Raw genomic sequence first — 17,742 nt, 5'->3', positions numbered from 1 at the left:
GGTTCCACCTGTTGGTGGAACCCGGCGTTGTGCTGTCACCCCGCGGGGCGGTGATTAGCAGCCGTAGTACAGCTCGAACTCGTAGGGGTTCGGGCGCAGGCTCAGTGGCTTGAGCTCGTATTCGCGCTTGTACTCGACCCAGGTCTGGATCAGGTCTTCGGTGAACACGCCGCCTTCGAGCAGGAACTCGTGGTCGGCTTCCAGAGCCTTGAGTGCCTCTTCGAGGGATTCAGGAGCGCGCTGGATGTCCTTGGCCTCTTCGGCAGGAAGCTCGTAGAGGTCCTTGTCGATCGGGTCGGCAGGTTCGATGCGGTTCTTGATGCCGTCCAGGCCAGCCATCAGCTGTGCCGCGAACGCCAGGTACGGGTTCGAGGAAGCATCCGGTGCGCGGAACTCGATGCGCTTGGCCTTCGGGTTCGAGCCGGTGATCGGGATACGGATGCCGGCCGAGCGGTTGCCCTGCGAGTAAACCATGTTGACCGGAGCTTCGTAGCCCTTGACCAGGCGGCGGTAGGAGTTCACCGTTGGGTTGGTGAAGGCCAGCACGGCGTCTGCGTGCTTGAGCAGGCCGCCGATGTACCAGCGGGCGGTGTCGGAGAGGCCGGCGTAGCCCTTCTCGTCGTAGAACAGCGGATCGCCGTTGCTCCACAGCGACTGGTGCACGTGCATGCCCGAGCCGTTGTCTCCGAAGACCGGCTTCGGCATGAAGGTTGCGGACTTGCCCCAGGCATCGGCCACGTTCTTCACGATGTACTTGAACAGCATCAGTTCATCGGCTGCGTGCACCATGGTGTTGAACTTGTAGTTGATTTCGGCCTGGCCGGCTGCGCCGACCTCGTGGTGGCTGCGCTCGACTTCGAGGCCGGCATTGTCCAGCTCGATGCAGATGGCGTCACGCAGGTCAGCCTGCTTGTCGGTTGGCGAAACAGGGAAGTAGCCGCCCTTGAACGGGGTCTTGTAGCCCTGGTTTCCGCCTTCTTCCTTGCGACCGGTGTTCCACGGGGCTTCGTCCGAGTCGATCTTGTAGAAGGAACCCTGCGGCTTGGATTCGTAGCGGACGTCTTCGAAGATGAAGAATTCAGCTTCGGGAGCGAAGAATGCGGTGTCGGCGATGCCGGTCGATTCCAGGTAGGCCTCGGCACGCTCGGCCACGCCGCGCGGGTCGCGGTGGTACGGCTCGCCGGTGCGCGGGTTGATGATCGAGAAGTTGAAGGCCAGGGTCTTCTCGATGCGGAACGGATCGATGAACGCGGTGGTGACGTCTGGGATCAGCTGCATGTCGGATTCGGAGATTCCAGCGAAGCCGCGGATCGAGGATCCGTCGAACAGCTGGCCGTTGACGAAGAAGTCTGCATCGACGGACTTGGCCGGCACATTGAAGTGCTGCTGGACGCCTGGCAGATCGGTGAAGCGAATGTCAACGAACCTGACGTCCTCTTCGGTGATGTAGGCCAAAGCTTCTTCTGGACTCTTAAACATGTGCAGGTTACTCCCTGGTGAGATTTGGTTTTGGTAAACGGAACGATCATGTGAAGTGATCTGAGCTGTTCTCTTGCTTACCCGTTAACCTTACCTAGTATCCGTTTCTTATTGGTGTCTCTATTGTTTCGTCCGCGTTACAAACAGGAAGTCCGGGCGTGTCGTAGGACTCTGATCAGGCGGAAAGCAAGAGCTTAATAATCTGAAGCCTGCGGAAAATCAGCAAAAGATGTTTACACCGGGTGCGCGGATAGACTAGAAGGGTGGAACGTAAAGACTTTAGTTCGTGGCTCGAAGGCCCGCCCCAGCTTAATTCCCAGCATTGGCCGGGGGAGCACATGGGCCGTCCGGAAAAGGGCCCCGGTTCGATTGGGCGCCTGCCGCGCAGGCTTGGGGCAATCTGCATCGACTGGGGACTGTCAATGCTGCTCAGCTGGTGGCTTTTCGACCTCAACGACTGGGCGACGCTGGTGCTGTTCGGTCTGGGCCAGATTATCGGCGTGGGCATCACAGGTCATACCATCGGCCACCGGGTCTTCAGAATGCAGGTCCAGTCGATGGACGGCACCGCGGTCAAACCGCTGCAGGGGCTGATTCGATCGGTGCTGCTGTGCCTGTTCATCCCGGTGCTGATTGCCGACAAGGACCAGCGTGGACTGCACGACCGCCTGGCCAAGAGCATCTTGGTCAATATCCGCTAGCTACCGCAGGCTCCGCCGGCCCTGCACTGATCCATAACAAAAAAGAAACCGCATCCGAAGATGCGGTTTCTTTTTTATCCGGTTCTAGCCTCGCGTTGCGCGGCGGTTCGGTCGAACGCGGTTCGGGTCGATGCCCTTTGGAATCGGCAGACGATTCGCAGTCAGGGTGCTGAGGCGCTTCTCAACTGCGCTGACCTCCAGCTTGGTGATCGACTTCGGAAGCTTCTTCATCTTCTTGGCGATGTCTTCCAAGGCAACCTGGTCTTCATCCTGTCCGGCGTTGATCACGTGGATTGGGACGTTCGGCAGGACGCGGCCAACACGCTTGCGTTCGGAGATCACCAATTCGCGCACGCGCGACTTGGGGCCTTCGGAAACCAGCACCACGCCGGCGCGGCCGATGGCCATGAACACCAGGTCCTGGTGGCGGTTGTAGGCAACCGGTTCCTCTTTAAGGATCCAACCGCGACGCAGTACACTCATCGCTGCGCCGACGGCACCCGGTCGTCCGACCAGTTGCGAGAAGGCGGCCTTCTCGGCACGGCGGGACATGATGTACATAGCGGCAAGCAGGGCCAGCGGGATCGAGATGATCAGCATGGTGACCCAGTTGCGGATCAGCAAGCCGATGACCAGGCCCACGGCGATGATGCCCAGGGCGGCCAGAGCCATCCACCAGACGACCATGGGGTCGTGGCGGCGGGTCATCTGGAAGACCTGGCCGATCTGCTTTAGGCGACCGGGCTCTTTGTTCTGCTTCTCAGCTTTTGGTTTACGCGAAAAAAGCCCACGCTTTGATTGCGAGGCAGCGTCGTTGTCGGAGTTTTTGGCCATAGTGCCTCAATTCTACGCGATGAATCTATGAGATCTAATCCGGTGCGGGAAATTGCCGGTCCGGAGGGGCTGCGGGGAGATCAAACGCACAATGTCCCGGCCCGATGCGCCCCAGGGCTGGAGCGCGTCGGGCCGGGACAAAGCCGGCTGTGCCGCTTAACCGCCGATCAGCGAAGCGGCTTCCTGGCGGGTGTCCCCGGAGGATTCGATGTGTGCGAGCGCCGCGGGGATTTCTCGGCCCTTCTTGCGCATGGCCCCGGCCCATAGGCGCCCGGCCCGGTAGGAAGAACGGACCAGTGGTCCGGACATGACTCCGGCGAAGCCGAGCTCTTCAGCTTCCTGCTGCAGCTCCAGGAATTCCTGCGGTTTCACCCAGCGGTCCACCGGCAGGTGGCGCTCGGTCGGGCGCAGATACTGGGTAATGGTCAGCAGATCGCAACCGGCCTCATGCAGGTCGCGCATGGCTTCAGAGATCTCCTCGCGGGTTTCTCCCATGCCCAGGATCAGGTTCGACTTGGTGATCATGCCACGCTGGTGGCCATGGGTGATGACTCCGAGGGAACGTTCGTAGCGGAACGCCGGGCGGATGCGTTTGAAAATACGCGGAACGGTTTCCACGTTGTGCGCGAAGACCTCGGGCGCGGAGTCGCAGATCGCATCCAGGTTCTCCGGCTTCCCGGAGAAATCCGGGATCAACAGCTCCACGCCGGTGTTCTCGTTGAACTGGTGGATGCGGCGCACGGTTTCTGCGTACAGCCAGACACCTTCGTCTTCGAGGTCGTCGCGGGCTACGCCGGTGACGGTGGCGTAACGCAGGTCCATCTTCTTCACGCTCATGGCGACCTTGAACGGCTCGGAACGGTCGAGCGCGGCCGGCTTGCCGGTGTCGATCTGGCAGAAGTCGCAACGGCGGGTGCACTCGGAACCACCGATGAGGAACGAGGCCTCGCGGTCTTCCCAGCACTCGAAGATGTTCGGGCAGCCGGCTTCTTCGCAGACGGTGTGCAGCCCCTCGGACTGCACCAGATTCTTCAGCCCCACGTATTCGGGGCCGATGTTGAGTTTTGCCTTGATCCACTCGGGCTTGCGCTCCACGGGAACGGCGGCGTTGCGCTTTTCGACGCGCAGGAGTCGACGGCCTTCTGGCTCGATGCTCATTGACTGCTCTTTCTTAAGGAAGGGAGTGGTTGTCTAGACAACTTGAGGGGTGAGAAGGCGCTCAAGCTCCTGCTCGACACGATCGACGACGTCGCTGGGGGAGATCTCGCGGCCCAGTTCCCTGGAAATCGTGGTGACTCCGGCATCCGTGATGCCGCACGGGATGATTTGATCGTAGGCGCTGAGGTCGTTCGAACAGTTCAAGGCGAAGCCGTGCATGGTCACGCCGTGGTTGATTCGAATGCCGATGGCAGCGATCTTCCGGTCCTGCTCGCCCTCCGCGCCTGGAACCCACACTCCGGAGCGTCCCTTCACCTGCACGGTGGGGATGCCGTACTCGTCGACGACGTTGATCAACGCTTGCTCGAGGGTTTCCACGTACAGCCGTATCGCGCTGATCTTGCGCAGCTTAACGATGGGATAGCCAATGAGTTGGCCTGGGCCATGCCAGGTGAGTTTACCGCCGCGATCCACATCCACAACGGGGGTGCCGTCGAGGGGAAGATCTTCGGGTTCAGTCCGTTTGCCAGCCGTATACACGGCTGCATGTTCGAGGAAGAGGACTTTTGGGGTTTGTTCGTCCGCGGCCACCGCATCATGCAGCTGGATCTGGTAGTCCCAGGCCTGCATGTACGGAATATATTCTGTGCCGAGTCCGACTCTTTCGAATTCGATCGCCATGGAGGTTACCCTACGCCGTTGAACCGGCGGTCGCTAATTCTCCACCGTCCGCTGTACATGTGGATAACGAATTTGCAATTCGGGAATTTTCGGTAGAACGGAGTCATGGATGAATCAACGAATCTGCTGGCATGGCCGACGTGTCCCGGGTACATGACGGTGAAGCCCTTAAGCACCAAGTCACCTTGCAGAGTCTGGCTCATTCGGCGGGAATCTGACCAGCAGTACATGGTGCTGAAACTTAGTCTGACTATGGAAAATGTGGCTGCGCAGCGGCTGGGCAATGTCAACGCTGCGGGGAAATATGTCGTCGATTTTTACGGCATGCTCAGCACCCAGCTGGGCGACGGGCTGCTGATGGAGTACTGCCCCGGCGGCAGCTTGGCCGCGCTGGTCACCCGGCGCTCGACCTTCAGCCTCGCCGAATGCATCACGGCGCTGGCCCCCATTGCCCAGACGATCGCAGGACTGCATGCGGCAGGAATGCGGCACGGGGATATTTCCCCCTCGAATATCATGCTCACCGCGCAAGGCATGCCCAAGATCATCGATTTCCAGGAATCGACGCTGAGCCAGGATGCGGCCGAGATCGCCGGGACACCTGGATTCATCGCACCCGAGGTGCTCGCTGGACAGGGGGAGGAGGAACTTGGCGCCCAGGATGTCTTCGCCCTGGGAAGCTGCCTCTGGTACCTGCTTGATGGCGAACCGCCAGCGGAGCCGCATTTCCGGCCCCCAGTGAGGGTCCAATTCCCCGGTGTGCCCGAGATCATCCAGGAGCTCTTGGCCGACTCGCTGGACGGCAATCCGCAGCAACGCCCCACCGCCGACCAATTCGCCAGGACCTTGTTCTCCAGCATGCCGGCCGAGCCGATCCACTGGGAGGGCTTCATTGACAGCGACACCAGCCAGTTGATGGATACGATCCACCCGGACCTGCGGATACGATCGAAACACCGTCGCGCCGTTGCACCTCGCAGTGCGCGGAAGTCCACCGTGGTCGAGGACGGGAGCGGCGGCAGCTGGCAGGGGCATCGCCTGCTTCGAACACCCGGCGGTGCGAAAATTGTTGCGGCGCTGGCGCTCAGCGTCATCGCGATTGCTGCCAGCTTGTTCGGGGTGCGGCATCTGATGCCCGGCCACTTGCCGGATCCGGTGGCGCAGGCGGCGGAAGCTGGCGAGGGGGAAAGGTGCCGCATCCTGGACGTCGGGGAGCTGCCGGCCTGCGCCTTTGAAGCCGATACGGTTATTGCAAGTTTCCTGGCCCTCTCGGCAGCGCGGGACCAGGCCATGAACTCCGGTGATTCCTCCGCCCTGCAAGAAATCTACGTCGAGGACTCGGAACAATTGGAACGAGACCGGGAAACCCTGGAAGCGATGAGCAAGCTGCGCTTGAGATTCAAGGGCCTTGCCACGAGCCTGGAGGATGTCTCGGTCCAGGCGCGCGGCGCCGCGGACACTGTCATCCTCAACGCCCGCTCGACGCACAGCGCCTATGCCTACGTGGATGCCGCCGGCGAGACGCGGCACCAGGTGGCCGCAGGCGACCCGGAACGAATCCAGGTCGAGGTGGTGCTCGTTGACGACCGGTGGCTTCTCGGACCAGTACTCAGCCGCGGCGAATGAACGGAGCCCGGTTAAAATGAGAACGGCCGTCCTCCCCTGAAATCCGGGAGAACGGCCGATAGGCGGCGGCAGCCGCCTGTCGCGCAATTAGCTCCAGAGCACGGCGACGGCGATATTGATCAGCGCCAGTCCGCCAACTGCGTGGGCAATGCCGGTGGACACTTCCTGGCCCGCCTTGACCTTCTTGCGGCCGATGAATGCGGCTACGGCGATGCCCAGGGCGATAACAACCTTCACGCCGATCTTGATGTGGTTCAGTTCAGCGTCCTGTGCTTCGTAGATGCCTACCAGAGCCAGGCCGGTGACCAGCTGCAGCAGCGCTCCGTACCACTGCCAGACGTTGACGGTGGGGGTCTTGAAATTGGCCAGCCAGCCGCCGAAGATCGCCGCCGCACCCAGGATGTGCAGGAAAACGAGGATAGAGATTGCAAAAGTCATATCTCTAGACTAGTCGAGGTTCGACGCATTGTAGAAACGCCAAGGGGAAGCTTCCACCGCCGGCGAACCGACGGGAAAACTTCCCCTTGCTAGAAGCGCTGAAGCGTTCGAGTCTTACAGACCCAGATCGCCCTCGAATGCGCCGCCTTCAAGACGTGCCTTGACGGTCTGCAGGAAGCGACCGGCGTCGGCGCCGTCAACCAGACGGTGATCGTAGGTCAGGCACAGGTACATCATGTGGCGGATGGCAATCGAATCGTTGCCCTCGGCGTCGGTGACGACCATTGGGCGCTTGACGATTGCACCGGTGCCGAGGATGGCAACCTGTGGCTGGTTGATGATCGGGGTGTCGAACAGTGCGCCAACCGAACCGATGTTGGTGATCGAGAAGGTGCCGCCGGACAGCTCATCCGGACCGATCTTGTTGCTGCGGGTACGGGCAGCGACGTCAGCGATCTTGTTGGCCAGGCCAGCAAGGTTCAGATCGCCTGCGTTGGCTACCACGGGAACCAGCAGGCCCTTGTCGGTGTCCACCGCGAATGCCAAGTGCTCGGCATTGTGGTAGGTGATCTGCTGAGTCTCTTCGTTGTACTCGGCGTTCAGCTTCGGGTGGGCCTTCAGCGCTTCGGCAACAGCCTTGGCGATGAACGGAAGGTACGTCAGGTTGACGCCGTTGACTGCCTTGAAGTTGCTCTTGGCCGTGCCGCGCAGCTTCACGATGCGGGTCATGTCGATCTCGTGGACCTGGGTCAGCTGAGTCGAGACATCCAGCGATTCGCGCATGCGGCGGGCGATGACCTGGCGGATGCGCGGGGCCTTCTCGGTGGTGCCGCGCAGGCTCGAAGCCTCGACAGCCGGAGCGGCCGGCTTGGCGGCGACAGGAGCGGCAGCGGCCGGAGCAGCAGCTTCCTTGGCGGCAACTGCGTCAAGCACGTCCTGCTTGCGGATGCGTCCGCCAACGCCGGTGCCCTTGACCGAGGCGATGTCGATGCCGTGCTGGTTGGCCAGGCGGCGAACCAGTGGGGTGACATAACCCGAATCATTGGACTCGGCGGCCGGAGCTGCTGGCGCGGCTGGAGCCGGAGCCGGCGTAGCGGCAGGAGCTGGTGCGGCAGGAGCAGGTGCTTCTTCCTTCGCGGCCGGAGCCGGCGCGGCTGGAGCTTCTTCCTTCGCAGCCGGAGCTGGCGCTGACGGAGCGGCTGGCGCTGCCGGGGCGGCGTCGGCGGAACCGATGACGGCCAGGACGGCGCCGACCTCGGCGGTCTCGTCTTCCGGAACACGGATTTCCAGCAGGGTGCCGGCCACCGGGGACGGAACCTCGGTGTCAACCTTGTCGGTGGAAACTTCCAGCAGCGGCTCGTCGACGGAGACTTCCTCACCGACTTCCTTCAGCCAGCGGGTGACGGTACCTTCGGTGACCGATTCGCCCAGTGCTGGCAGGGTAACCTCGGTGCCGGAGGCTGCGCCAGCGGCAGGAGCTGCAGAAGCTGCAGGAGCAGCTTCGGCGGCCGGTGCCGGGGCTTCCTCTTTTTCCGGGGCGGCAGGGGCTTCCTCGGCAGCTGGCGCGGCTGGGGCGGCGGACTCGCCGGCACCCGAACCGTCGCCGATGCGGACCAGAGGAGCGCCGACTTCGGCTTCCTCGTCCTCGGCCACGAAAATTTCCTCGATGACGCCGGCCACTGGTGAAGGAACCTCGGTGTCAACCTTGTCGGTGGAAACTTCCACCAACGGCTCGTCAACCTCTACGCGGTCGCCGACCTGCTTCAGCCAGCGGGTTACCGTACCTTCGGTAACACTTTCACCCAGTGCGGGCAGGTTTACGGTTTCAGACATCTTCCCGTATCTCCTCGTTTATAAAGCTTGAATTTTGTAGGAGGCGTTGCCTCCGAGCCTAGTGCATGCGGGCGGCACGGCAGAACACTGCGCCGCCCGCATGGCTTGATGCACTATTAGCCGTGCAGAGGAGCTCCGGCCAGAGCCATTGCAGCTTCGCCCAGGGCTTCGTTCTGGGTCGGGTGCGCGTGGATCAGCTGTGCGACGTCTTCCGGGTAGGCTTCCCAGTTCACGATCAGCTGTGCTTCGCCGATCTGCTCGCCGATGCGGCCGCCGATGCCGTGCACGCCGACGATTGGGCCGTTCTTGACGCGGACCATCTTGATGATGCCGCCGGTGCCCAGGATCGAGGACTTGCCGTTGCCGGCCAGGTTGTACTCGGTGGTCTCGATCGCGTCGGCGCCGAACTTCTCCTTGGCCGCCGGCTCGGAGTAGCCGACGGAGGCGATCTCAGGCTCGCAGAAGGTCACCTTCGGGATGTTGATGTCCTCGATGATGGTCGGCTTCTGGCCCGCGATTTCCTCTGCCACGAAGCGGCCGTGCTGGTAGCCGCGGTGTGCCAGCTGGACTCCCGGGACGATGTCGCCGATGGCGTAGATGTTGCCCACGCCGGTGTGCAGCCGCTCATCGGTGATCACGAAGCCGCGATCGATGGTGATGCCCTGCTCCTCGTAGCCCAGGTTCGCGGTGACTGGACCGCGGCCAACGGCCACCAGGACGATCTCGGCTTCCAGGGTCTTGCCGTCGGCCAGGGAGACCTTGACGCCGTTGGCGTCCTGCTCGACCTTTTCGAAGAAGACACCGGTGTTGAACTTGATGCCGCGCTTCTTGAACGCGCGCTCCAGGTTCTTGATGATGGCGGGATCCTCGTTCGGGACCAGCGACGGCAGGCCCTCGACGATGGTGACGTCCACGCCGAAGGACTTCCACACCGAGGCGAACTCGACGCCGATGACGCCGCCGCCCAGGACGATGGCGCTCTTCGGCAGGTCTTCCATGTTCAGCGCTTCGGTGCTGGTCAGGACGCGGCCGCCGATTTCCAGGCCGAAGGTCTTGGACTCCGAGCCGGTGGCGAGAACGATGTACTTGCCCTTGTAGACGGTGCCATCGACGTCGATGGAATCCTGCGAGACGAGGCGGCCGTTACCGGTGATAACGTTGACCTTCTTCATCTTCAGCAAGCCCTGCAAACCCTTGTGCTTGCCGGCGACAATGCCGTCCTTGTAGGTGCGCACGCCGGCCAGGTCGATCGACTGCAGCGAGGAGTTGATGCCGTACTTGGCGCCCTCACGTGCGTTCTCGGCGAGTTCTGCGGCGTGCAGGTAAGCCTTGGTCGGGATGCAGCCGGTGTGCAGGCAGGTGCCGCCCAGCTTCTCCTTTTCGATCAGACCGACGGTGTAGCCCAGCTGGATGGCGCGCAAGGCTGCCGAGTATCCAGCGGATCCACCGCCGAGGATGAGGACATCAAATTCTTGCGTTGCTGCCGAATCGGCCACGTGAACGCTCCCTCGTTATTAGCTAAGTGAGGCCGACTTTGGTCGGCCTGGGGATCGGGTAGCAGATCGATGGTTTGCACTGGTTAGGCGCGCGCCAGCAATCCGCGGTGATGTTTCAAAACTTACCTTAGTACCGTCGGCGCGCTGCAGTCACCTTCGCGCGCCCAAAAGTAGGGTATGTCTCGTTGCCCTGAACGGGCCGTGGCGCATGAAACGGTGAAATTCCATGCGCCACGAATTGTCCTAGCGGGTGCCGGCCAGCTTCTCGGCGTAGGCAACCAGGGTGCGGACCTGGGAGCCGGTGCCGTTCTTCGGGGTGTAGCCCCAGGCCTTGCCTTCGTTGAAGGCCGGGCCGGCGAAGTCGATGTGGGCCCATGGGATCTTGACCCCGTCAACCTCTCCGACGAACTCCTCCAGGAAGACGGCGGCGGTCATCATGCCGCCCATCCGCTCGCCGATGTTGGCCAGGTCGGCAACCTGCGAGTCGATGCTCGGGCGCAGCTCCTCCGGCAGCGGCATGGCCCAGGCGAGCTCGCCGGCTTCGTCGGAAGCGGCGACCAGCTCGTCACGGACCTGTTCGTTGCCCATGATGCCGGCGGTGCGCAGGCCCAGTGCCAGCATCTGCGCGCCGGTCAGGGTAGCCATGTCGATCATCACGTCGGGCTTTTCCTCGCTGGCCGCGGCCAGTCCGTCGGCCATCACCAGGCGGCCTTCGGCATCGGTGTTCAGCACCTCGACGGTTTTGCCGCCGAACATGGTGATCACATCGCCCGGGCGGGTCGAAGCTCCGCCCGGCATGTTCTCGGCCAGGCACAGCCAGGCGGTGACCTTCAGGTTCAGGCCCAGCTCCGCGACGGCCGCCACGGTCTGGAACATCGCGGCGGCGCCGGACATGTCCGACTTCATCGCGTGCATGCCTGCCGGCGGCTTCAGCGAGATGCCGCCGGTGTCGAAGGTGATGCCCTTGCCGATCAGGGCCAGGTGCTTTTCCGCCTTGGCCGGGGCGTACTCCACCTTGACCATGCGCGGCTGGCGGGCCGAGCCGCCGCCGACGCCCATCAGTCCGCCGAAGCCTTCCTTGGTCAGGCGCTTCTCATCGAAGATCGTGACCTTCAGCGGCAGCGGCTTGGAGTATTCCTTGACGGCCGCCGCGAAGGACTCCGGGTAGAGCAGGTTCGGCGGGGTGTTGATCAGGTCGCGGGTTGCGCGCACGGCGCGGCCCAGGATCGCGGCGCGCTTGAGGGCCTCCGGCAGGTCCTTTGAGGTTGCGGCATCGGTGGCGATCATGGCCTCGGCGAGCACCGGCTTGTCGTTGGCGGCGGTGCGCAGATTCTCATAGCGGTACGCGCCCAGGGCGACGCCTTCGGCGATCGCGGCGACGCGTTCGGTGGTGTCGGCCGGCAGCGCGAAGATCGCGCTCTTGGCGTTGGACATCTGGCGGGCGGCGGAACCGGCGGCGCGGCGCAGGGTCTCGGCGTCCAGCTCGGCCAGTTCCTTGACGCCCAGGCCGATGAACAGCAAGACCTTCGCCTTGGTCTCTTCGACACCTGGCAGCAAGGTTACTTCGTCGGCCTTGCCGCCGACGCCGATCAGGGTCAGCGACGTCTCAAGTTCGGTGGTGACGTCGGCGGAGAACGGGGACGCGGCAATGGATACCTTGTCGCCGTTCTTCATCACGCCCAGCACCAGGGTATCGGCGCTCTTGCGCTTGATGTCGGTGCCGATGGCAGTCAGTGTGAGATCACTGGAGTTGATCACAAAATCATTCCTTCTATGCCTTTGTAGGGTCTAAGGACGAGACAGCCCAGAGTTCAATGCCGGAAACGGTGATGCCGGTGGGCTGCGTATCTCCCATAGACGATGTTATCCGAGGTCCGGCAGCGGCGTGCCATACTTCACAGCGAGCGAAAGCCGGCACGCGCTAGGATTGATCATTGAGCTGTGTCCGGTTGCCGTGTGCCAGGAGCATCGCGGCGGTGCAGAGATTTTTTCCAGTGTGGTCAGTAGAGGGGTGGAGATGTCCAGGGAACCGTTGATGACGTTGGTCGCGTCCGAGGTGGACGACGCCCGACTTCAGGGCCTGGGCATGTATGTGGCGCTGCGCGGAATGTCCGACGCGGGCCATACCCACTCGCAGGTCGCCAACGAGCTGTTCGGCCGCCTGGACTCCGAGCTGTTCGCGACTTTCGACGCCGATGAACTGGTGGCCTACACCTCCCAGCGTCCGCGAGTGACCTTTCTCGGCGACCATTTCGCCGGCTACCAGACCCCGCGTTTGGAGATCTATCTCATGACCGATGAGCTCGATCGCAAGTTCTGGCTGCTGACCGGAGTGGAACCCGACCTGAAGTGGGACCGTCTGGTTGCCGAGCTGCTCGGCTTCATCGAGGCCTTCAATATCAATCTTGTGGTCAGCACCGCGTCCTTGCCGATGCCGGTACCGCACACCCGCCCGGTCGGGGTCACCGCGCACGGCAACCGCAAGGACCTGATCGAAAACATCTCGACCTGGAGCCCGACCGTGGAATCCCCGGCGGGGCTCACCTCGCTGATGGAGATCCGGCTCAACGACGCCGGTCGCGACGTGGTCGGCTATTCGCTGCACACCCCGCACTACCTCGCCGAATCCGAATACCCCGCGGTGGCTGTGGCCGCTTTGGAACATGTCGGCGCGGCGCTGAAATTGGCCTTGCCGACCGATAACCTCCGCGAAGCGGGCCGGCTGATCGACACGCAACTGGCCGAACAACTGGAAAGCAGCACCGACGTGCGCCAGATGGTTGACGGTTTCGAGCAGCGATTCGACGCGCACGCCCATGAGCATGAGCGCCGTTCACTGCTGCTCGACGAGGGTGAAGACATGCCCGATGCCGAGGAACTGGGCACCAGGGTTGAAGACTTCCTGGCGAATATCGAAGACACCCAGGATTGGCTGAACAATTCCGAGAATGGCCCGTTCCCGGGTGAATCGGAACAGTGAGCACTTCCCGCCTGAACTCGAAAAGATCGTGGCTCGTCTACGGTTTTGCAATTCTCACCTACGTTTCAGCTATTGCCCAGCGCACCAGTTTCGGTGTGGCCGGACTTGAAGCCACCGAACGCTTCAACGCCAATGCCCAGATCATGGCCACCTTTTCGGTGGTCCAGCTGGTCGTCTACGCAGGTGCCCAAGTCCCCGTCGGACTGCTTCTGGACCGGTTCGGTCCGCGCATCCTGATTACCACCGGCGCGGCGCTGATGACGGCCGGGCAGGCCTTCCTCGCCATTTCAACCAACGTCCCCATGGGCCTTGCCGGCCGCGTCATGGTGGGTATGGGCGATGCCATGGTCTTCGTCTCGGTGCTGAAGCTGTTGCCGCTGTGGTTCTCCGGGTCGCGGATCCCCATCTTGACCCAGCTGACCGGCACTTTCGGCCAGCTCGGTCAGCTGATCAGCATTTTCCCGTTCCACATGATTCTTGTGGCCCGGGGATGGACCCCCGCATTCTCGGTGCTCTCCGCCCTCGCCTTCGCGACGCTGATCACCACCATCGCCTTTGTTCGCAACGGCGACAACTGGACCCACGCCAAGCAGGGCGTCGGAGCGCACCAAGGCTCGCGCCTCGCCGCGGCCCTTCGCCAGCCCGGCACCAGGCTCGGATTCTGGACCCATTTCAGCACCGCTTTCATGATCAATACGTTCATGATGACCTGGGGTTATCCATTCCTTGTCCAGGGCCAGGGGATCGACAGCGCCCTGGCTTCGAGCCTGATGTCGGTGTTCGTCGTGGTTGCGGTGCTGGTCGGCCCGCTATTGGGGGCATTGACCTCTCGGCATGCCGACAAGCGGTCCTTCTTCGCGCTGGGCATCGTCGCCTGGATGGTCATCATGTGGGCTGTCGTCCTGCTCTGGCCGGGCCAGGCTCCGATATGGGTGCTGATCATCCTCATGGTGTCCGTTGCCGCCGGCGGTCCGGCTTCGGTGATCGGCTTCGACTTCGCCAGAACATTCAACCCGCCGCACCTGCAGGGAACCGCAACGGGTGTGGTGAACACCGGCGGATTTATCGGTGCCTTCATCACGATCTACGTCATCGGGTTCATCATGGACTGGGCCTACAAGGCGGGTGGCTCAACTGGTGAGCTCTACAACCTCCCGGCGTTCCGCATCGCGCTGTCCTTCCAGTTCGTCATGGTGGTCATCGGAGTGTCCTTCATGCTGATCGAACGGGGAAAGGCCAAGCGGTTCCTGGCCGACAACGGCTAATTCCGCAGTTCGCGCCAGCGGGTCAGGGGCGTTCTCCACAGTTCGCGAGGCATTGCGAAGGGATACGGCCCCGGTGCCTCACCGTGGCTTCATGACTACTACACCCGAACGCCAACCGCTGTCCCTCGCAGATATCGAAGACATCCTGGCCTACATCCCGCATGCCCTGGGATTCCATCCCATTGAATCGGTGGTGCTCCTGCTGGTCCAGGATCGCCGGCTTGAAGCAACTCTGCGTGTCGACCTGCCGAATATGCAGCCTGAAGAGGAACTGAATGCCTGGGTGCTCCAGGTGGCAAACCTCCTGCGCCGCATGCCCGAGGTGCAAAGTGTTGTCGCAGTGGTTTACGCGCCATCCAGCCTCGGCGCCGACACGGAGATCCCTTATTGGCAGATGCACACGAAACTCAACTCCCGGCTGCGGCACCGGGGTGTCGACCTGCGCCATGCCTGGTGCGTGGGCGACAGCTGCATCTGGGACTACAGCACGGCTGATGTCAACGTCTGGTTGCCGCGACCGGAGACCCGCGGCAACGAGAACCACTTGTCGATGGTGCTGGCCGGATCGGCGCCGCTGGAAAAGCCCTGGGACGGGTGCGGTATGGCCCAGTGGCCCAATGCGGAGATCGTCCGGGAACTGGCAGCTGTGTTCAGCATGAATTCTCTTGAAGGCATCGCCTGCTGGGCGAAGCTGCTGGAGCTGCCTTCGGAGATCGCCTCACGGGAAATTCACGAGGACCCCAAGCGCGCGGCAGAGCTGATCGGTTCCTTGTATTGGAAAGTTGTCCGCGACATCCTTCCCTATCTGGCCGGTACCAGCTATGCGGAAACCAAAGGCGTTCTGCTGAAGCTGTCCGAGCGGGAACAGGGGGAGGAAGTGCCGGAGCTGGGGCAATTCCTGCTGGGCAAGGGATGGCGAAGCCCTGACTGGCAGCGGACCGAGCGGCTGTGGAGCTTGGCCCGCGATCTGCTGGGCGTCGCGGAGAACAACCAGCGTTACGCGTTGATGTGCGTGCTCGGCTGGATCGAATGGGCCAAGGGCCGGGGATCGCTGGCCATGACCCTGCTTGACCAAGTGCTTCGCGAATGCCCGGACTACAATTTGGCGAAGCTGTTGAAGGAGATGCTCAACCAGGGCATGATGCCGCATTGGGCGACCGACCAGCTGCGGGCTTGGAGAGCCCATTTCGCCTGACACGATGCACGCTGAACCCTTCAAGTGGTGTCTGGGCATCAATTCATGGATAATGGTTCAACAGACCCGGTTAGGTTCGAAAGCGCCTTTGCCTCAAAGTCCATGATTTTGGGAACATTCGGCGGAGCTGGTGCGTTGTAAAGTACGTGCCAACTTACGGTGATTCGTCGTGTACGAATCGCTATCGGACTTGACAGGGTCATAGTGGTGTTACCGGCAGGTGCATCCGGAACGCATCGTTAGAAAGGTTATTCGTGTCATCTTCTGAGACGAACGCTAATCGCAAGGCAACCGAAGCTGAGGTCGAGGTCGCCGAGGAATCGGTATCAAAGCCGGTAGCGAAGAAGCGCGCTACCAAGGCCCGTACCAAGAAGGCAGCAGCCGACTCCGCAGAGCAGACCGAAGCCGCCGCTGAGGTCGAGGAACTCGACGACGATGCCGAAGCTAAGGCCCCTGAAAAGCCGGAGGAAGAGTCCAAGGGCTTTACGCTCTCGACTACCGACGACGATGCCCCGCAGCAGCAGGTCATGGTTGCCGGCGCCACCGCCGACCCGGTCAAGGATTACCTGAAGCAGATCGGCAAGGTTGCCCTGCTGAACGCCGAACAGGAAGTCGATCTCGCTCTGCGAATCGAAGCTGGCCTGTTCGCCCAGGACAAGCTCGATCACGACGATGGCGCCATCGACCAGCGACTGCGCTGGGATTACGAGCAGATCATCCACGACGGCAAGATCGCCAAGAACCACCTGCTGGAGGCCAACCTCCGCCTGGTCGTCTCGCTGGCCAAGCGTTACACCGGCCGCGGCATGCTGTTCCTGGACCTGATCCAGGAAGGCAACCTGGGCCTGATTCGCGCCGTCGAGAAGTTCGACTACACCAAGGGCTTCAAGTTCTCGACCTACGCGACCTGGTGGATCCGCCAGGCGATTACCCGCGCCATGGCCGACCAGGCGCGTACCATCCGTATCCCTGTGCACATGGTTGAGGTCATCAACAAGCTTGCCCGTGTCCAGCGGCAGATGCTGCAGGACCTGGGCCGCGAACCCACTCCGGAGGAGCTCGCCAAGGAACTGGACATGACTCCTGAAAAGGTAGTCGAGGTCCAGAAGTACGGCCGCGAACCGATTTCGCTGCACACCCCGTTGGGTGAAGACGGAGATTCCGAGTTCGGCGACCTGATCGAAGACTCCGAGGCCGTCGTGCCGGCAGATGCGGTGTCCTTCACCCTGCTGCAGGAACAGCTGCACTCGGTGCTCGACACCTTGTCGGAGCGCGAGGCCGGCGTTGTCGCCATGCGTTTCGGGCTGACCGATGGACAGCCAAAGACCCTGGACGAAATCGGCAAGGTCTACGGCGTGACGCGTGAGCGTATCCGCCAGATCGAGTCGAAGACCATGTCGAAGCTGCGCCACCCGTCGCGCTCGCAGGTACTTCGTGACTACCTCGACTAAGCCGTAGTTGCACCGGGGGCCGGTCCAATCCGCAAGGGTTGGGCCGGCTTCCCTGTATAATCACGGAGCCAGGTGCGGCCGGCATGGAATGGCCGGACGGCGCAAAAAACCGCAGGCGGCCCCATCGATGATGAGTCCGCCTGCGGTGCGTCCCTTGAGGGATCGGGCACTATCAGTCGTTGATGTCGACCTTCGGCTTTTCGTAGAGTCGCGAGGACTCGTCGTGCCACAGCGAAGTCTGTGGGCGTAGTTTTGGTTCCACGTCCCGTGCATGGTGAGCGCAGAAAAGCAGCTCGCCGCCGGTAGAAGCTAGCACGGCCCGTACGTAGGCCTGTGCACCGCAGCGGTCGCACCGGTCGAGGGCGTTGAGTTCACGACTAGGAGTTGTAGTAGTCATCGCCAGCCTCCCTAAATAGATGGTTACTCTATACAACCAGCTTTGCCCCCGACTTTATCCCCAAAGAGCCGCGCTTTCGCTCACCGCGTAGCGAGTGTGGATAACCTCTCATAGTTCCGCCAGCGCCCGGATTGCCGTCAAATGCCACGGATTCGAACAAAGTAACGATTAGAATGGGAAGAGAAGTAGTTCTTTTCTCGTGTCAGTA

The 17,742-nt window shown here is 62.1% G+C and carries 15 protein-coding genes; 6 read left to right on the top strand and 9 right to left on the bottom strand.

Annotated features, from left to right (window positions below):
• Window positions 1-54: 54 nt before the first annotated feature.
• Window positions 55-1,479, bottom strand: a complete 1,425-nt coding sequence (gene glnA / locus JQN66_RS10725; RefSeq protein WP_188946695.1) for a type I glutamate--ammonia ligase — start codon at window positions 1,477-1,479, stop codon at window positions 55-57.
• A 338-nt stretch (window positions 1,480-1,817) separates the two neighbouring features.
• On the opposite strand from glnA, the gene JQN66_RS10720 reads away from it, so the two are divergent.
• On the top strand, window positions 1,818-2,180 hold the full coding sequence (locus tag JQN66_RS10720) for an RDD family protein (RefSeq protein ID WP_188946696.1): 363 nt from the start codon (window positions 1,818-1,820) through the stop codon (window positions 2,178-2,180).
• An 84-nt stretch (window positions 2,181-2,264) separates the two neighbouring features.
• On the opposite strand, the gene JQN66_RS10715 is transcribed toward JQN66_RS10720, so the two are convergent.
• The 3 genes from JQN66_RS10715 to lipB all read right to left on the bottom strand — a co-directional run bounded on the left by JQN66_RS10715 (window position 2,265) and on the right by lipB (window position 4,853).
• Window positions 2,265-3,014, bottom strand: a complete 750-nt coding sequence (locus JQN66_RS10715; protein WP_053798380.1) for a DUF4191 domain-containing protein — start codon at window positions 3,012-3,014, stop codon at window positions 2,265-2,267.
• Window positions 3,015-3,170: 156 nt separating this feature from the next.
• On the bottom strand, window positions 3,171-4,172 hold the full coding sequence (gene lipA, locus JQN66_RS10710; protein WP_188946697.1) for a lipoyl synthase: 1,002 nt from the start codon (window positions 4,170-4,172) through the stop codon (window positions 3,171-3,173).
• 33 nt (window positions 4,173-4,205) lie between these two features.
• The gene (gene lipB, locus JQN66_RS10705; protein ID WP_188946698.1) at window positions 4,206-4,853 is read right to left on the bottom strand and encodes a lipoyl(octanoyl) transferase LipB; all 648 of its coding nucleotides are present in this window, start codon (window positions 4,851-4,853) and stop codon (window positions 4,206-4,208) included.
• Between the two features lie 252 nt (window positions 4,854-5,105).
• Between lipB and JQN66_RS10700 the strand changes: the two genes are divergently transcribed.
• Window positions 5,106-6,479 (top strand): serine/threonine-protein kinase, encoded by a 1,374-nt coding sequence (locus JQN66_RS10700; RefSeq protein ID WP_204674883.1) that lies wholly within the window; start codon window positions 5,106-5,108, stop codon window positions 6,477-6,479.
• A gap of 87 nt (window positions 6,480-6,566) precedes the next feature.
• On the opposite strand, the gene JQN66_RS10695 is transcribed toward JQN66_RS10700, so the two are convergent.
• The 4 genes from JQN66_RS10695 to JQN66_RS10680 all read right to left on the bottom strand — a co-directional run bounded on the left by JQN66_RS10695 (window position 6,567) and on the right by JQN66_RS10680 (window position 12,004).
• Window positions 6,567-6,917, bottom strand: coding sequence for a hypothetical protein (locus JQN66_RS10695; RefSeq protein ID WP_204674881.1), 351 nt, complete (start codon window positions 6,915-6,917; stop codon window positions 6,567-6,569).
• Between the two features lie 114 nt (window positions 6,918-7,031).
• Complete coding sequence (gene sucB / locus JQN66_RS10690) at window positions 7,032-8,750, bottom strand: 2-oxoglutarate dehydrogenase, E2 component, dihydrolipoamide succinyltransferase (protein WP_204674879.1); 1,719 nt, start codon at window positions 8,748-8,750, stop codon at window positions 7,032-7,034.
• A 116-nt stretch (window positions 8,751-8,866) separates the two neighbouring features.
• Window positions 8,867-10,246 carry a dihydrolipoyl dehydrogenase gene (gene lpdA / locus JQN66_RS10685; protein ID WP_204674877.1) on the bottom strand — a complete coding sequence of 460 codons (1,380 nt, stop codon included), beginning with the start codon at window positions 10,244-10,246 and terminating at the stop codon, window positions 8,867-8,869.
• 243 nt (window positions 10,247-10,489) lie between these two features.
• On the bottom strand, window positions 10,490-12,004 hold the full coding sequence (locus tag JQN66_RS10680; protein WP_204674875.1) for a leucyl aminopeptidase: 1,515 nt from the start codon (window positions 12,002-12,004) through the stop codon (window positions 10,490-10,492).
• Between the two features lie 277 nt (window positions 12,005-12,281).
• Between JQN66_RS10680 and JQN66_RS10675 the strand changes: the two genes are divergently transcribed.
• The 4 genes from JQN66_RS10675 to JQN66_RS10660 all read left to right on the top strand — a co-directional run bounded on the left by JQN66_RS10675 (window position 12,282) and on the right by JQN66_RS10660 (window position 17,137).
• The gene (locus tag JQN66_RS10675; protein ID WP_239463984.1) at window positions 12,282-13,226 is read left to right on the top strand and encodes a proteasome assembly chaperone family protein; all 945 of its coding nucleotides are present in this window, start codon (window positions 12,282-12,284) and stop codon (window positions 13,224-13,226) included.
• Window positions 13,223-14,491: an MFS transporter gene (locus JQN66_RS10670; RefSeq protein WP_204674872.1), complete on the top strand. Its 1,269-nt coding sequence runs from the start codon at window positions 13,223-13,225 to the stop codon at window positions 14,489-14,491. Before JQN66_RS10675 ends, JQN66_RS10670 begins: the two co-directional genes overlap by 4 nt.
• Window positions 14,492-14,582: 91 nt before the next feature.
• Entirely contained in the window at window positions 14,583-15,686 is a 1,104-nt protein-coding gene (locus tag JQN66_RS10665; RefSeq protein ID WP_204674870.1) for a DUF4192 domain-containing protein, read from the top strand.
• Window positions 15,687-15,940: 254 nt separating this feature from the next.
• Window positions 15,941-17,137, top strand: a complete 1,197-nt coding sequence (locus JQN66_RS10660) for an RNA polymerase sigma factor (protein WP_204674868.1) — start codon at window positions 15,941-15,943, stop codon at window positions 17,135-17,137.
• 172 nt (window positions 17,138-17,309) lie between these two features.
• Here the strand turns inward: JQN66_RS10660 and JQN66_RS10655 are convergent, their stop codons facing one another.
• The gene (locus JQN66_RS10655) at window positions 17,310-17,534 is read right to left on the bottom strand and encodes a DUF7455 domain-containing protein (RefSeq protein ID WP_188946707.1); all 225 of its coding nucleotides are present in this window, start codon (window positions 17,532-17,534) and stop codon (window positions 17,310-17,312) included.
• Window positions 17,535-17,742 lie beyond the last annotated feature (208 nt).

It is taken from the genome of Glutamicibacter protophormiae (genome assembly GCF_016894325.1).
GTDB classification, from domain to species: domain Bacteria; phylum Actinomycetota; class Actinomycetes; order Actinomycetales; family Micrococcaceae; genus Glutamicibacter; species Glutamicibacter protophormiae.
Note: the sequence above shows the minus strand (reverse complement) of the source record. Positions and strands in the feature narration are given on the sequence as shown.

What these genes read in the sequence shown, in the direction of transcription:
- glnA (WP_188946695.1), bottom strand. Translation starts at nt 1,479, where the DNA reads ATGTTTAAGAGTCCAGAAGAAGCTTTGGCCTACATCACCGAAGAGGAC.
- JQN66_RS10720 (WP_188946696.1), top strand. Translation starts at nt 1,818, where the DNA reads ATGGGCCGTCCGGAAAAGGGCCCCGGTTCGATTGGGCGCCTGCCGCGC.
- JQN66_RS10715 (WP_053798380.1), bottom strand. Translation starts at nt 3,014, where the DNA reads ATGGCCAAAAACTCCGACAACGACGCTGCCTCGCAATCAAAGCGTGGG.
- lipA (WP_188946697.1), bottom strand. Translation starts at nt 4,172, where the DNA reads ATGAGCATCGAGCCAGAAGGCCGTCGACTCCTGCGCGTCGAAAAGCGC.
- lipB (WP_188946698.1), bottom strand. Translation starts at nt 4,853, where the DNA reads ATGGCGATCGAATTCGAAAGAGTCGGACTCGGCACAGAATATATTCCG.
- JQN66_RS10700 (WP_204674883.1), top strand. Translation starts at nt 5,106, where the DNA reads ATGGAAAATGTGGCTGCGCAGCGGCTGGGCAATGTCAACGCTGCGGGG.
- JQN66_RS10695 (WP_204674881.1), bottom strand. Translation starts at nt 6,917, where the DNA reads ATGACTTTTGCAATCTCTATCCTCGTTTTCCTGCACATCCTGGGTGCG.
- sucB (WP_204674879.1), bottom strand. Translation starts at nt 8,750, where the DNA reads ATGTCTGAAACCGTAAACCTGCCCGCACTGGGTGAAAGTGTTACCGAA.
- JQN66_RS10675 (WP_239463984.1), top strand. Translation starts at nt 12,282, where the DNA reads ATGACGTTGGTCGCGTCCGAGGTGGACGACGCCCGACTTCAGGGCCTG.
- JQN66_RS10665 (WP_204674870.1), top strand. Translation starts at nt 14,583, where the DNA reads ATGACTACTACACCCGAACGCCAACCGCTGTCCCTCGCAGATATCGAA.
- JQN66_RS10655 (WP_188946707.1), bottom strand. Translation starts at nt 17,534, where the DNA reads ATGACTACTACAACTCCTAGTCGTGAACTCAACGCCCTCGACCGGTGC.